Below are 14,753 nucleotides of genomic sequence, written 5' to 3'. Positions count from 1 at the left end.
CGAAATTCGCACCTCCGGGGACGGTTCTTGCGCATGCGAATTTCGAACGCCGAAGAACCGTCCCCCGGCGTGCGAGATTCGAACGCGAGAGAACCGCCCCCCGGCGTGCGAACTTTCGCCCGCACCGCCGATCGAGCTTGTCGGGATCCTTCTGAGGGTCTCGACAAGCCCCGACCGACGGTGGGGCGACCGGTGGGAGGCGGGTTACCAGGCGGCTCCCACCACCTCGGCGAGGAGGGCTCCGGCGTCCACGTCGAGGCCCTTACGGACGAACCAGTCGGCCATGGTGCGGCAGTCCCGCTCCAGGTAGCCGAAGCCGTTGGGGTTGCTGACCAGGTCGAGCACCTGCGGCACGTCGATGATCACCAACTCGGGTTCGGCGCCGTCCAGACCGCGCACCAGCACGTTGAACGGGCTGAGGTCGCCGTGCACCAACTGCAGTCGGCCGAACCGGATCATCGCCTCAACCACCTGCGGCCACAGCCAGCGCAACTGGTCCGCCGACGGGCCGCACTGGGCGAGCCGGGGCGCCGCGGCGTCCCCCTCGGCGATGAACTCCATCAGGATCTCGCCGCCGTCGATCTGCACCGGGTACGGCACCCGGACGCCGCCCTCCCACAGCCGCTTCAAGGTGGCGAACTCGGCCTGCGCCCAGCGGGTGGCCTCGGTTTCACGACCGAAACGCGATTTGAGCCGGACGGCCCGGTTCTCGCGACTGTCGCGTCCGCGCCGGCCCTCGGTGTAGCTGCTGGCCCGGTGGAACAGCCGGTGGTCGGACGATCGGTACCGCTTGGCGGCGAGCAGGCAGGACTCGGCCTGCGGCACCGCACGTTCGAGCAGGAAGACATCGGCCTCCTTGCCGGACTTGAGGATGCCGAGTTCCGTGTCGAGCGCCGCCTGCGAGGTGACCAGCCAGCCAGGACGAGGTTTGGGACCGCGCGAGGACCGGTCGACGTTGCGCCACGTCGACCAGCGTTGGTTCTCACCGAGGTCTTCGGATATTTCGGTATAGCTCAGCGCAGCCCAATCGAAGGCTGCGGGATTGTCGAGTGACAACGGGTTCTCCTGTGGAGGGAGGCCCGGCGATGCGGCGGACGGCCGCGAAGATTCAGTGAGTGCGGGCCTCGAACGGACGGGACGCGAACGCGCCCAGAACAGTGACGGACATGACGCGCCTCCCTTCCAGCGGAGTGATACCGAACGCCAAGGCTACTCCGGCTCGCGTGATTCCGACAGACCGGGTTTGCGCGTCAGCAAGCAGATCCCGGGTCGGAGCCCGGGATGACGGATGAGGGCCCGGGATGACCCGCCCTCGTCATCCCGGCGAACGCCGGGATCTCCGCCGCGGGTACAGGGAGACGAGATCCCGGGTCGGAGCCCGGGATGACGGTGAGAGCTCGGGATGACCAGTCGTGCGCGTCCGTTCACCGTCCGTTCGTCCGCACGGGCGATAATGCAGACCCAGCCGGGACGGTCCCGCCGCCCACCGATCGAGGAGCCCTCGTTGAGCCTGTTGCGCAGCACTCTCGCGCCAACACCCCGCACCCTGGTCGACATCTTCCGCGAAACCGTCGCCGAATGTGCGGACGCCGACGCGCTCGACAACGGCGCCACCGTCCTCAGCTACGCCGATTTCGCGGACGCCGCCGACGAGTTGGCCGATGAGCTGGCCGGCCTCGGCGTCGGGCCCGGCGACAAGGTCGGGGTGCGGATCGCGTCCGGCACCACCGACCTTTATGTGGCGATCATGGGCATTCTGCTGGCCGGCGCCGCCTACGTGCCGGTGGACGCCGACGACCCGGACGAACGCGCCCGCACCGTGTTCGCCGAGGCCGACGTCCGTGCCGTGATCGGCAACAAGCTGGAGATCGACCCCCGCGGCCCGGCCCGTCCGGCCGCCGAGCGGGTCGATCCGAGCCTGGACGACGACGCCTGGGTGATCTTCACCTCGGGCTCCACCGGCAAGCCGAAGGGGGTGGCGGTCAGCCACCGCAGCGCCGCCGCCTTCGTGGACGCCGAGGCCCGGATCTACCTCACCGACGCACCGCTGGGTGTCGGCGACCGGGTGATGGCCGGGTTGAGCGTCGCCTTCGACGCCTCGTGTGAAGAGATGTGGCTGGCCTGGCGCTACGGCTGCTGCCTGGTGCCGGCGCCCCGTTCACTGGTCCGTTCCGGGATGGATCTGGGGCCGTGGCTGCTGGCCAACCGGATCACCGTCGTCTCCACGGTGCCCACCCTGGTGTCGTTGTGGCCGGCCGAGGCGTTGCGCCGGGTCCGGCTGCTGATCCTGGGCGGCGAGGCCTGCCCGCCCGAACTCGGCGCCCGGCTGGTCACCCCCGGACGCGAGGTGTGGAACACCTACGGACCCACCGAGGCGACCGTGGTGGCCTGCGGCGCGAAACTGACCGGCGAACCGCCGATCCGGATCGGGCTACCGCTGGACGGCTGGGACCTCGCCGTCGTCGACCCGGACGGCAACCCGGTATGGGCCGGCGAAACCGGCGAACTGATCATCGGCGGCGTCGGCCTGGCCCGCTACCTCGACCCGATCAAGGACGCCGAAAAATACGCCCCGATGCCGTCCCTGGGCTGGGAGCGTGCCTACCGCTCCGGTGATCTGGTGGTGAACGACGAAGCCGGGCTGCTGTTCGTCGGGCGTGCCGACGATCAGGTGAAGGTGGGCGGACGCCGGATCGAGCTGGGTGAGATCGACAACGCCCTGCTCGACCTGGGCGGGGTCAGCGGTGCCGCGGCGGCCGTCCGGCGCACTGGCTCGGGTACTCAGCTGCTGGTCGGCTACCTGGCCGTCGAGGACGGTTTCGACAGCAACGCCGCGCTGGCCACGCTGCGGGAGCGGCTGCCGGCCTCACTGGTGCCGCGGCTCGCGGTGGTCGACGAACTACCCACCCGCACCTCGGGCAAGATCGACCGGGACGCGCTGCCCTGGCCGCTGCCGGACGCCGGCGGCGACGGTCCCGAGCTGCAATTGGCGGGCACCCGGGCGATGGTCCGGGACCACTGGGAGGCGGTGCTCGGCACCCGGGTCGGCTCGCTGGACGCCGATTTCTTCGACCTCGGCGGCGGCTCGCTCAGCGCCGCCCAGATGGTGTCGCTGCTGCGCCGCACCCATCCTGAGGTGACCGTCGCCGACATCTACGACCACCCCCGGCTGGCGGCGCTCGCCGACCACCTGGACGAGATGGCCACCCCGGCGTCCCAGCTGAACTCGAACGTCCGGCCGGTTCCGGTCAAGACCCAGCGCGGACAGTTGGTGGCGCTGCTGCCGCTGCGCACCATTCCCGGTCTGCGCTGGACGATCTGGGCCGCGGCCGGCGCCAACCTGGCTCACGCCGCCGGGATGACCTGGCTGCCCACGCTGTCCTGGTGGTGGATCGTGACCGGCGCGATCCTGTTCATCCTGACCCCGACCCGGATGCTGGTCACCGCCGCCGGGGTCCGGCTGATCCTGGCCGGCATCGGGCCGGGTGAGTATCCCCGCGGCGGCAAGGTTCATCTGCGCTTGTGGCTGGCACAACGCTTCGCCGACGAGATGGGTGCCGAGTCGATCGCCGGCGCCGTGCTGCTGCGCTGGTACGCCCGGCTGCTCGGTGCCCGGATCGCACCCCACGTCGACCTGCACAGCACCCCGCCGGTGACCGGGCTGCTGCGGCTGGGCGAGGCCTGCTCGATCGAACCCGAAGTCGACCTGAGCGGCCACTGGCTGGACGGCGACCGGCTGATCATCGGCGAGATCCGGGTCCGCAAGGGTGCCCGGATCGGTGCCCGCAGCACCCTGTGCGCCGGCACCGACGTCGGCGCGGGCGCCGAAGTGGCGCCCGGTTCGTCGGTGTTCGGACGGGTCGGCACCGGCGAGTACTGGTCGGGTTCGCCGGCGGTGAAGGTGCGCGACCAGGCCCGCGGACCGTGGCCCGAACAGCCGGCCAACAAGCCGGTCTGGCTGGCGGCCTACGCGGCGACCGGTGTGCTGATCGCAGCCTTGCCGCTGCTGGCCAGCCTGGTCGGACTGGCGGTGCTGTGGCCGGCGCTGGCGGCGTCCACCTCGGCCGGCGGTGCCCTGGCGGCGGTGCTGCCCTGGCTGCTGCCCGCGGTGCTGGTCGGCTATCTCAGCCTGGCGGTGCTGATCTGGGCGCTGGTGCGGCTGCTCAGCCGTGGCCTGGCGCCGGGCCACTACCCCGTCCAGTCCCGGCTGTCGTGGCAGGCCTGGTCGATCATCCGGGTGCTCGACGAGGCCCGGACCTGGCTGTTCCCGCTCTACTCCAGCTTCCTCACCCCCGCCTGGCTACGGGCGCTGGGGGCCACCATCGGCAAAGAGGTGGAGGCGTCCACCGTGCTGATGATCCCCAGCCTGGTCACCGTGGACGACGGCGCGTTCCTGGCCGACGACACCCTGATCGGCGGCTACGAGTTGGGCGGCGGCTGGCTGCGGATCGAAGAGGTGCGGGTCGGCAAGCATGCCTTCATCGGCAACTCCGGCATGGCGGCACCGGGCCGCAAGGTGCCCAAGGGCGGCCTGGTCGCGGTGCTGTCGGCGGCACCCGCGCGGTCGCGGGCCAAGCGTGGGACGTCCTGGATCGGCTCCCCACCCACCAAGCTGCGGCGCACCGCGGCGAGCGCCGACCAGTCCCGCACCTACGCGCCGGGCGTTCAACTCAAGGTTGCGCGGGCGCTGGTGGACGTCTGCCGACTGATCGCGCCGCTCACCCTGGTCACCCTGACGATGCTGTGCGTGACGACGCTGGTCTGGTTGGCCCAGGGTGGCTGGTGGCTCGCCGCCCTCCTGTCGGGCGTGGTGCTGGGGATCGGCGGCGTGCTGGCGGCGGCGTCCGCGACGGCCGCGAAATGGGTGCTGCTGGGCAAGCTGACGCCGTCCGATCATCCGCTGTGGAGTTCGCTGGTGTGGCGCAACGAACTGGCCGACATGTTCGTCGAGATGCTGGCCGCACCGTGGTTCGCGCATCCGACGATGGGGACGCCGGCGCTCAACGCCTGGTTCCGGTCGATGGGCGCCAAGGTCGGCGCCGGCGTGTGGTGTGAGACCTACTGGCTGCCCGAGGCCGACCTGATCGACCTGCGCGCCGGCGTCACCGTGAACGCCGGCTGCGTGGTGCAGACCCACCTGTTCCACGACCGGGTGCTGAGCATGGACACCGTCACGTTGAGGGCCGGCGCCACGCTGGGACCGAACAGTGTGATCCTGCCGGCGGCGACCATCGGGCGACACGCTACGATCGGGCCGGTATCGCTGGTCATGCGCGGTGAATCCGTCCCTGACAAGACCCGATGGATCGGAAACCCGATCGCTCCGTGGCCGGCGTCCGAGCCGTTCACGGAGGAATGATGCCCGCAGCCGACCCGTACGTCCCTGGTCATGGGAGCCGGCGCTATGCCGTGGGCTGCTATCGGCTCGACTTGGACTACAAGGTCACCACCAACCACCTGACCGCCCGCGCGGTGCTCGAGATCGAGGCGCTCGAGGACCTCGATCACGTCGCCCTCGACCTGTACGGGCTGAGCGTCTCCCGGGTCCGGGTGGACGGACGGCAGGCCCGCTACGCCCACCGGGAGCGGAAGCTGCGGATCACCCTGCCGTCGAAGACGAAGCGGGGCGGACGGCTCAAGGTCGAGGTGCAGTACGCCGGCAAACCGCGTCCGATGCCCAGCGTGTTCGGCCCGGTCGGCTGGGAGGAACTCACCGACGGGGTGCTGGTCGCCGCCCAGCCGTGCGGTGCGCCGTCCTGGTTCCCCTGCAACGACCGGCCCGACGACAAGGCCCGCTACCGGTTCGCGGTCACGGTGGCCGAGAGCTATCGGGTGATCGCCAACGGCCGGCTCGAGGAGCGCCACAAGCGCTCGGGGCGAACGACCTGGCATTTCCGGCAGGACGAACCGATGGCGCCCTACCTGGCCGTGCTGCACATCGGGCACTACGTCGGCACGCCGGCCGGCGAGCGAGTGGAACTGGTGCATCCGCGCGGCGTCACCGTGGGTGCCGGGACGGCGTTCGAGCGGCAGGCCGACATGGTGGACACCTTCGCCGAGCTGTTCGGGCCGTACCCGTTCGGGCGCTATGCGGCGGTGATCACCGAGGATGAACTGGAGATCCCGCTGGAGGCGCAGACACTGTCCACCTTCGGCGCCAACCACGTCGAAGCCGGCTGGGAGAACGAGCGGCTGGTGGCGCACGAGCTGGCCCATCAGTGGTTCGGCAACAGCCTGACCGTCGCATCCTGGAAGGACATCTGGCTGCACGAGGGGTTCGCCTGCTACAGCGAATGGCTGTGGTCGGAGGAGTCCGGCGGTCGCAGCGCGGCCGAGTGGGCGTCCGAGCATCATGGACGGCTGGCCGAGTTGCCGCAGGATCTGGTGCTGGGCCATCCGGGCCGCGACCTGATGTTCGACGACCGGGTCTACAAGCGGGGTGCACTCACCCTGCACGCCCTGCGTGGCGTGCTGGGCGAACAGTTCTTCCCGATGCTGCGCGACTGGACGGCAGCCAACCAGTGGTCGAGCGTGACCACGGAGGAGTTCGTCGCGCATGTCCAGCGCTACACCGATGCTGACGTGGCGGGGTTGATCGACGCCTGGGTGTATTCGACTCCCCTGCCTCCGCTCGGGTAGTTCGTCCACACCGTCGGTCGAGCTTGCCTGGGCCACCGTTGGTCGAGCTTGTCGAGACCCCTTTCGCCACCGTTGGTCGAGCTTGTCGAGACCTCTGTTCTGTGGTCGGGTTCGGGGTGGTCGGGTTTGGTTCCGCGGAGTGGGCTGCACCCCGTCCCGCCCGTGCGCAGCTCGCCACTTCTGCTTTTGTCTTTCAGACCGTGGGCGGGGCTCGCGCGCTTTACGCCCGACCTACCCGGACGCGGTGCAGCCCACTCCGCTTTCCGGTTGCGTCTCTGCCGGACCCACCGGTCGTCGGTTGCGTCTCTGCCGGACCCATCGGTCGTCGGTTGCGTCTCTGCCGGACCCACCGGTCGTCGGTTGCGTCTCTGCCGGACCCACCGCCATCGCGACTGCCGTCATCCGGGCTCCGACCCGGGATCTCAGTAGACCGACCGACCGGCCACGAACTCGCCGCTGGCCCCGCCGTTGGTCACGCTTGTCCAGCCCCTTCCCCACCATCATCGGTCGAGGGTGCCGAGATCCCTGCCCCACCGCTGGTCGAGCTTATCGAGACCGCTTCCCAGGCACCGGTGGCCAGTTCTCGAGCGGTTGGGCTCAGGTTCCTGCGGCCAACCAGCTGGCGATCGCGCGCGTCCCTAGTTCGAACGCCTCGGATTCGGGGCGGGCCAGATAGCCGTGGGTGGTGTCGGGGATGTACCAGCCCTCGTGCGGGACGCCGGCCAGGGTGAGTCGGTGAGCGAAGTTCTCGGCGGAGGCGCGCAGGATGTCGCGGTCGGCGTTCAACAGCCGCACCGGCGGTAGCCCGGTGAGGTCGCCGAGGCCGGGGAAGATATGCGGATTGTCGAGCGAGTCGGCCGTCCCGGCATGATTCACGGCGGCCCGGCGAACCATCTCCTGCATCACCCGCAGGTCGGGCAGCCCGAACAGCCGCCAGCGCAGCGCGGCCGACGTGGGCGGCAGCACGCCGTGGAACAGGCCGTAGAGGAAGGCGAGGCCGATCGGGGGCGGCGCTTCGCCGTCCCGCAGCCGCAGCGCGACCCCGGCGGCCAGGCAGGCTCCGGCGGACGCACCGCCCAACCACATCGGACCGCCGTGGGTGGCCTGAGCGTCCAGCCAGGCGTCCATCACCTGGTCCTGCGACACCGGATACCGGAACGGTGAGGGACGCAGCCGCATCGGTCCCACCACCGGGAACATCGGCACCAGTCCGTACTCGACGCTGGTCACCGGGAAGCCGGCCGCCGCCACCCGCAGCGACACCTGGTGCGACTCCGGCTCGTCCAGGGTGCCGACCACCCAGCCGCCGCCGTGCACCCAGACCAGCCGGGGCCTGGCGACGTCACCCGGCGGCAGGTATTCACGCACGCGAACCTCGCCGTGGCGTCCGGGAACATGGCGCTCGATCCAGGTCGGTTCGGACACCGCAACTCCCGTTCTCTCGCGCCCGACATGTTGTCAGCGCCATGATGCCAGTGTCGTCGTTGCGCGAGCGATGCACGGCGGTACCTTTTGTCCCATGCACGAACTGAGCCGTCGTACGGCGTTGGTTGGGCTGCTCGGCACCGGCGTCGCCGTCGCCGGCTGCTCAGGCCAGCCCGCGTCGTCCACCCCCCCGGTCGAAGCCCCCTCCGCCACCCCCACCCCCACGCCGTCCACCGATGCCCCACCCCGCTGGCCACTCTCCGGCAGGCTGCTCAAGGACCCGGCGGACGCCAAACACGCCGCGGTCGCCGTGAAGGTTCCCGACAACCGCAACGAGCATCCGCAGCGCGGCTTGGATCAGGCCGACATCGTCTTCGTCGAACTGGACGGCTACCGCGACGACTCCGGATACAGCGGCACCCGGCTGGTGCCGGTCTTCCATTCCTCGATGCCGGACGCGGTGGGCCCGGTGCGCTCGATCCGTCCGGTCGACATCGCGCTGCTCTCCCCCATGCACGCGATCATCGGCAACACCGGCGCGACCGGCTGGGTGCTCAAGTACGTCCAGGAGTTCGACAGCTACATCGAGGGAATGCTGTCGTACATGAACACCAAGGGCACCGGGTCGTACTCGATCGACAGCTCACGGATCCGGGTGCTGAACGGCGTCCGCTACTACGACCGCGCCGTGGTGTGCCATCCGGCGGTGCTGGCGAAACAGACCAAGAAGTTCCGCGACGGGCCACCGCAGATGTACTTCCCGTTCGGCGACGCCGACGCGGCCAGCACCGTCGACGGTGACAAGGTCAAGACGATCAGCGTGCCGTGGAAGAGCGGCAACAGCTACAACATGGGCTACACCTGGAACGCCTCGTCCGGCACCTGGCTACGCAGTATGCCGTGGGGTCCGCATGTGCTGGCCGGCGGCAAGCGGGTGGCGCCGAGCAACGTGCTGGTGATCAGCGCCCACCAGCACTACGCCAAGCTCCGCTCCGGCAGCGGCCACGACGAGCCGATCCACGACGTCATCGACACCTCGGGCCCGTTCCACTACTTCCAGGGCGGTCGCTACGTGACCGGCACCTGGACCAAGGGCGACGTCTCGGAGCCGTTCAGCTTCGCCCTCGACGACGGCAGCCCCCTGGTGATGGCCCCCGGCCAGACCTACGTCGAACTGCCCGACAAGAAGGCGAAGATCGTCATCAAGAACTGACCGTCTTCCTCCACCCCGCGACTGCCCTGAACATCGTTCAAAGCCTGGGGACGGTTCTCCAAGATGCGAATCTCGAACGCGCCGGGGACGGTGCTTCGACATGCGAGTTTCGAATGTTCGGGGACGGTTCTTCGACGTGCGAGTTTCAAACGCGAAAGAACCGTCCCCGGGCATGCGAATTTCGCACCTCGGAGAACCGTCCCCCAATGTGCGAGAGAAGGGGCCCGTGGGTCAGAGGACGGAGCCGGGGGTGTAGGCGGCGGCGTCCGGGTAGAGCTTGGCGATGCGCTTCACCTTGTCGGCGACGTCGTCCACCTGGTCGCGGGCGGCGCCGGTGAGTTCCAGCGGGTCGGCCTGGGTGGCTTTCAGTTGCTTGCGGCTGAGGCCGAGGCGGGGGTCGGCGGCCAGCCGGTCGAGCAGGTCGTTGGTCTGAGCGCCACGGCGTAGCTCCAGCGCGACGGCGACGGCGTGCTCCTTGATCGCCTCGTGGGCGGCCTCGCGTCCGACACCGGCCTGGACGGCGGCCATCAGTACCTTTGTCGTGGTCAGGAACGGCAGATAGCGGGCCAACTCGGCCTCGATCACTGCCGGGAAGGCACCGAACTCGGCCAGCACCGTCAGGAAGGTTTCGAACAGTCCGTCCAGGGCGTAGAAGGCGTCCGGGAGCGCCACCCGGCGCACCACCGAGCAGGAGACGTCCCCCTCGTTCCACTGATCGCCGGCCAACTCGCCGACCATGGTCGCGTAGCCGCGCAGCACCACACTCAGCCCGTTGACCCGCTCACACGACCGGGTGTTCATCTTGTGCGGCATCGCGGAGGAGCCGACCTGGCCCTCCTTGAACCCCTCGGTGACCAGCTCGTGGCCGGCCATCAGCCGGATCGTCGTCGCCACATTGGACGGTGCCGCCGCCACCTGCACCAGCGCGGTCAGCACCTCGTAGTCGAGCGAGCGCGGATAGACCTGGCCAGTCGAGGTGAAGATTCTTGCGAAACCCAGGTACTGACCGATCTGCGACTCCAGCGCCAACTGCTTCTTGGCGCTGCCGCCGAGCAGGTCGAGCATGTCCTGCGCCGTCCCCATCGGACCCTTGATGCCGCGGGCCGGGTAGCGGTTGATCAGCTCATCGACCCGGGCGAACGCCACCAGCAGCTCGTCGGCGGCCGTCGCGAACCGCTTCCCGAGCGTGGTGAGCTGCGCAGCGACGTTGTGCGACCGTCCGGTCAGCGCCTGATCGCGGTACTGGACGGCGAGCCTGGACAGCGCCACCAGCACGGTCACGATCCGCTCGCGCACCAGCTTCAGTCCGCTGAGCACCTGGTACTGCTCGATGTTCTCGGTCAGGTCGCGGCTGGTCATGCCCTTGTGCACGTGCTCATGGCCGGCGAGCGCGTTGAACTCCTCGATCCGCGCCTTCACATCGTGCCTAGTGACCCGCTCCCGCGCCTCGATGGACGCCAGGTCGACGGAGTCGATCACCCGCTCGTAGTCGGCGATCACCTCGGCCGGGTCGTCCCCGCCGAAGTCGACGCCCAGATCCTTCTGCGCCTCCAGGACGGCCAGCCAGAGCCGCCGCTCGGCGACGATCTTGTTCTCGGGGCTCCAGATCGCCCGCATCGCCTCGGACGCGTAACGGGTGGCCAGCACGTTGGGAACGGTCATGGGTTCATGGTTTCACGACCGGACGCCGCCGCGCCCCCGGCTCCGAGGTAACGGACGCCGTGGGGCCGGTAGCGCTGGTGCCACTCGCCGCACTATTCCCAGCACCATCGACTCGCAGCCAGCAATCGGGTGGAGTGGGAGCATGAGCCGATCCCAGACAACCACCGCCGGTCGACACCTGCCGGCTCCCCAGGCCACGATCCGACGGCACTCACGACTGCGGCGGCGGCCGGGCGCGCGGACGGAGTGGGCATGAGGGTGCGACCCGAACCCGAGCAGGTGGTGGAGCGCATCGCAGCCATGGTCGGCTCCACCTGGCCGACGTCCGAGGGCGAGCGGCAGGCCTGGTTCACCCTGATGGGGCTGCCGGCCGATGGTGAGCCGGTGCCGGAAACCGACGGACAGATTCATCGAAGCGTGCAGTTCACCAGCCCGGCGAGCCAGGAGTGGCCAGCGATCTGGTGGCATCTGCACCGTGGACGATTCGTCGGCGTGCACTGGTTCCTTTGGGCCGGCGAGGACGAGGCCGAGACTCGCGCGGCGGCCGAGCATCTTCGCGGCCTCATCTCCGCGCGGTGGCCGGCGATCGATGAGTTGGCCGATCCGGCAGTCGGGTTCACGACGTTGTGGCAGCCGCGGGACAGTCAGATCGACATGTATTACCACGCGCCGAGGCACGACCTGAGACCGCCGCCGACACCTGGCGTCGTCCAACTCCACGTGGACCACCGTGACCGTGCGGCTGCCGAAGAAGCCGACGCGATCCGCGACCAGCGGGGGCGTCCGGGCGACTGAGGCGCACGCGCAACCCGCGCGGCACCCGTCAATCCGTGACTGCCGTCACCACTCCCCGGCGTCACCCTCGGCAACATCACCGGCGTACTGGGTGAGGGTCGAGTTCACCTGGTAGGCGTCCGAGACGGTGATCTCGCCGCGTTCGGCGCGGGCCGCGATGTCACGGCGGCAGAACAGCGAGGGTGCATCGAGCTGGTCGATCGCGGCATAGGCGTCCGCCCGCGCGCCGGCCAGGGTGTGCGCGTGGGCGACGACGCCGAGCACCCGTCCGCCGGACGCCACCAGCTCGCCGTCGGCGTTGCGGGCGGTGCCGGCATGCACGATGTGCACGTTGTCGTCCGAGCCTTCCAGCCGCGGGCCGCTGATCGTGCCGCCCAGTTCCGGCGTGCCCGGGTAGCCGTTCGCGGCCATCACCACGACGACGGCGGATCCGGGTTTCCAAGCCAGCTCGCCGATCTCTTCCAGGCTGTCGGTCGCCGCCGCGTACAACACCTGGCCGAGCGGCGAGTCCAGCGCGGCCAGCACGGCCTGGGTCTCCGGATCGCCGAAGCGGACGTTGAACTCCACCACCCGCAGGCCCTTGGAGGTCAGCGCGAGCCCGGCGTACAGCAGGCCGACGAACGGCGTGCCCTGCCCTCCGAGTTGGGCGATGGTGGGCTCGACGACGCTCTCCATGATCTCGTCGACCAGGCCCGGCGGCGCCCAGGGCAGCGGGGTGTAGGCACCCATCCCGCCGGTGTTGGGACCGGTGTCGCCGTCGCCGACCCGCTTGAAGTCCTGCGCGGGCTGCAGCGGCAGGGCGGTGTGCCCGTCGGTGATCGCGAACAGGCTGACCTCGGGGCCGTCCAGATACTCCTCGACGACCACCGGCAGGCAGCCGGCGGCATGCTCGAGCGCGGCGGCGCGGTCGTCGGTGACGATCACGCCCTTGCCGGCGGCCAGTCCGTCATCCTTCACCACGTGCGGCGCACCGAAGTGATCCAGTGCCTGCTCGACCTCGGCGAGCGACTCGCAGTACCGCGAACGTGCGGTCGGCACGCCGGCGGCGGCCATCACGTTCTTCGCAAAGGCCTTGGACGCCTCCAGCCGGGCGGCGGCCGCGGACGGCCCGAAGCAGGCGATCCCGGCGCCCCGGACGGCGTCCGCGACCCCGGCGACCAGCGGCGCCTCGGGCCCGACGACGACCAGGTTCACGTGCAGCCGGCGGGCCAGCGCGACCACGGCGCGCGGATCGTTGATGTCGACCGGGTGGTTGCTGGCGATCGTCGCGGTCCCGGGGTTGCCGGGCGCGCAATGCAACTGGGTGACCGCCGGATCACCGGCCAGCGCGAGGGCGATCGCATGTTCGCGTCCGCCGCTGCCAAGGATCAGGACCGAGAGCTGGGTATGCACCCGCTCAGCCTAATGCCGTCCGTCCTCCAGGTCTCCGCACGCCGTCACTGGCACGAGGGGACGGTTCTTTCCGTTCCACTTCACGAACTCCGGTGGCACGAGGGGACGGTTCTTTTCGTTCCATCTTCTCGGGATCCGGACAGTTGGGACGGGATTTCCCGGGATTTCTGGTCCGCAAGAGCGCTGTCCCCCTCGAGTCGGCCCGGTACGAAAAGAACCGTCCCTTCGTGCCACCCGTGCCACGTGGCCGTCTCGGACGCAGTCTCAGCCGTCGCCGGGTGTGCGTTCCGCCTGGGCGGTGGCCAGGAAGACGCCAAAGCTGCGGAGTTCGCCGTCGATCTCGCGTTCGGTGGTGAGGGCGTTGCGGACGCAGACATGGCTGTAGCCGGCCGCGGCGAAGGCACGCCGTAGGGCGCCGCGGCTGAATCCGTGGTGACCCTCGAAGCCCGGGTCGTGGTACGTGCCCGATTCGGGTTCCAGGTCGAGGACGGCGACCCAGCCGCCGTCGACGGTCGCCTCATGCAGCCGGGTCAGCAGCAGCGTGATGTCGGGCACGTGGTGCATCGCCATCAGGCTCACCACCAGCTCGAACGGTTCGCCCGCCCACGGCTCGGCGGTCAGATCGCCGACCTGGGCACTGATGTTCGCCCGTCCGGACTCGACGATGCGCTGGCGGGCGGTCTCGATCATTCCGACGGAGGAATCGAGCAGCACCACCTCACGGACGCGGTCGGACAGGGCGATCCCGAGCAGTCCGGTGCCTGCGCCGTACTCCAGTACGCGCATGGTCTCCCGGACCGGGACTGCGGCGGCGATGGCATCGGCGGCCCGGCGGGCCCGCTCGACCCGGCGGGGATCGTCGTCCCAGCCCTTCGCCAGCTCATCGAAATCGGTCATGCCCTCAGCCTGCCGCACGACGGCGCGCACGGTAAGCCGCCACGTTGGCCCGATTCCCACAACCCGCGTCACAGAACCGCCGGGAACGGTTGCGGCTGAAGTCGACCAGCACCTGATCACAGTCGTCGCCGGCACAGCGGCGCAGCCGGTCGAGGCCGTCGGCCCGGACGACGTCGATCATCGACATCGCACATTCGACCATCATTCGGACCGCGAGCGGGGCGTCGTCGCTGGTGGCGTGGATGTGCCAGCCGAAGTCGTTGTGCCGCACCAACCGGGGCAGCGCGTCACCCTCCCGCAGCAGCCGGTTGATCAGGGCGACCACCTGCTGCTCGCTGCCGGCCTCCCAGAATCGGGCCAGCGTCGGACGCAGCGCGCGGACGTCGGCGAGTTCGACGGCGTCGTGGGTACGGCTGCCGCTCCACTGCCAGCGGACGCAGAAGGCGTCCAGGTCGGCAACAGTGGTCAGGGTGTCAGGAGCACGGCTGTTCACCAGCGCAGCCGCCGCTTGCAGCGACAGTCTTGCGTCATGAGTGAATTCCACTGTTACTCCTGACACGGCCTACGATGTCATGAGCTTAGAGGTTCCGCAGGTAGGGCTGCCGAGCTGGGCGTCGTTCCAGTGCGTACATGAGTGCCGCCGACGAGGGAGTCGTGGCGGAGCCACGACGACCGAGGAGAAGGTGCTCAGGTGCGTGCTGGGGCGGCGGCCAATCGACATTCGCCTACC

The 14,753-nt window shown here is 69.7% G+C and carries 10 protein-coding genes; 4 read left to right on the top strand and 6 right to left on the bottom strand.

Annotation, left to right across the window (positions count from 1 at the left end):
• Window positions 1–204 precede the first annotated feature (204 nt).
• Entirely contained in the window at window positions 205–1,056 is an 852-nt protein-coding gene (locus tag QM624_RS03225; RefSeq protein WP_415088681.1) for a serine protein kinase RIO, read from the bottom strand.
• A 448-nt stretch (window positions 1,057–1,504) separates the two neighbouring features.
• On the opposite strand from QM624_RS03225, the gene QM624_RS03220 reads away from it, so the two are divergent.
• The gene (locus tag QM624_RS03220; RefSeq protein WP_415088680.1) at window positions 1,505–5,359 is read left to right on the top strand and encodes a Pls/PosA family non-ribosomal peptide synthetase; all 3,855 of its coding nucleotides are present in this window, start codon (window positions 1,505–1,507) and stop codon (window positions 5,357–5,359) included.
• Entirely contained in the window at window positions 5,359–6,639 is a 1,281-nt protein-coding gene (locus QM624_RS03215; RefSeq protein ID WP_415088679.1) for a M1 family metallopeptidase, read from the top strand. The genes QM624_RS03220 and QM624_RS03215 overlap by 1 nt, the downstream gene beginning before the upstream one ends.
• A 597-nt stretch (window positions 6,640–7,236) precedes the next feature.
• Here QM624_RS03215 and QM624_RS03210 read toward each other — a convergent pair.
• The gene (locus QM624_RS03210) at window positions 7,237–8,064 is read right to left on the bottom strand and encodes an alpha/beta hydrolase (protein ID WP_415088678.1); all 828 of its coding nucleotides are present in this window, start codon (window positions 8,062–8,064) and stop codon (window positions 7,237–7,239) included.
• Between the two features lie 94 nt (window positions 8,065–8,158).
• Between QM624_RS03210 and QM624_RS03205 the strand changes: the two genes are divergently transcribed.
• Entirely contained in the window at window positions 8,159–9,277 is a 1,119-nt protein-coding gene (locus QM624_RS03205) for a DUF3048 C-terminal domain-containing protein (protein WP_415088677.1), read from the top strand.
• Between the two features lie 231 nt (window positions 9,278–9,508).
• Here QM624_RS03205 and purB read toward each other — a convergent pair whose 3' ends face one another.
• Window positions 9,509–10,939 carry an adenylosuccinate lyase gene (purB, locus tag QM624_RS03200; protein ID WP_415088676.1) on the bottom strand — a complete coding sequence of 477 codons (1,431 nt, stop codon included), beginning with the start codon at window positions 10,937–10,939 and terminating at the stop codon, window positions 9,509–9,511.
• Between the two features lie 252 nt (window positions 10,940–11,191).
• Here purB and QM624_RS03195 point away from each other — a divergent pair, with 252 nt between their 5' ends.
• A complete protein-coding gene (locus QM624_RS03195; RefSeq protein ID WP_415088675.1) occupies window positions 11,192–11,734 on the top strand; it encodes a hypothetical protein in 543 nt (180 codons plus the stop codon).
• A 45-nt stretch (window positions 11,735–11,779) separates the two neighbouring features.
• Here QM624_RS03195 and purD read toward each other — a convergent pair whose 3' ends face one another.
• The 3 genes from purD to QM624_RS03180 form a co-directional block, all read right to left on the bottom strand.
• The gene (gene purD, locus QM624_RS03190; RefSeq protein ID WP_415088674.1) at window positions 11,780–13,126 is read right to left on the bottom strand and encodes a phosphoribosylamine--glycine ligase; all 1,347 of its coding nucleotides are present in this window, start codon (window positions 13,124–13,126) and stop codon (window positions 11,780–11,782) included.
• 264 nt (window positions 13,127–13,390) lie between these two features.
• Window positions 13,391–14,023, bottom strand: a complete 633-nt coding sequence (locus tag QM624_RS03185; RefSeq protein ID WP_415088673.1) for a class I SAM-dependent methyltransferase — start codon at window positions 14,021–14,023, stop codon at window positions 13,391–13,393.
• A 4-nt stretch (window positions 14,024–14,027) separates the two neighbouring features.
• Window positions 14,028–14,567 carry a CGNR zinc finger domain-containing protein gene (locus tag QM624_RS03180; RefSeq protein WP_415088672.1) on the bottom strand — a complete coding sequence of 180 codons (540 nt, stop codon included), beginning with the start codon at window positions 14,565–14,567 and terminating at the stop codon, window positions 14,028–14,030.
• Window positions 14,568–14,753: the final 186 nt, after the last annotated feature.

The organism is Micropruina sp., from assembly GCF_047606365.1.
Taxonomy (GTDB): domain Bacteria; phylum Actinomycetota; class Actinomycetes; order Propionibacteriales; family Propionibacteriaceae; genus Micropruina.
The sequence above is the reverse complement of the archived record's forward strand: the minus strand, read 5'-3'. Positions and strand labels throughout refer to the sequence as shown.

What these genes read in the sequence shown, in the direction of transcription:
- QM624_RS03215 (WP_415088679.1), top strand. Translation starts at nt 5,359, where the DNA reads ATGCCCGCAGCCGACCCGTACGTCCCTGGTCATGGGAGCCGGCGCTAT.
- purB (WP_415088676.1), bottom strand. Translation starts at nt 10,939, where the DNA reads ATGACCGTTCCCAACGTGCTGGCCACCCGTTACGCGTCCGAGGCGATG.
- QM624_RS03185 (WP_415088673.1), bottom strand. Translation starts at nt 14,023, where the DNA reads ATGACCGATTTCGATGAGCTGGCGAAGGGCTGGGACGACGATCCCCGC.
- QM624_RS03195 (WP_415088675.1), top strand. Translation starts at nt 11,192, where the DNA reads ATGAGGGTGCGACCCGAACCCGAGCAGGTGGTGGAGCGCATCGCAGCC.
- QM624_RS03205 (WP_415088677.1), top strand. Translation starts at nt 8,159, where the DNA reads ATGCACGAACTGAGCCGTCGTACGGCGTTGGTTGGGCTGCTCGGCACC.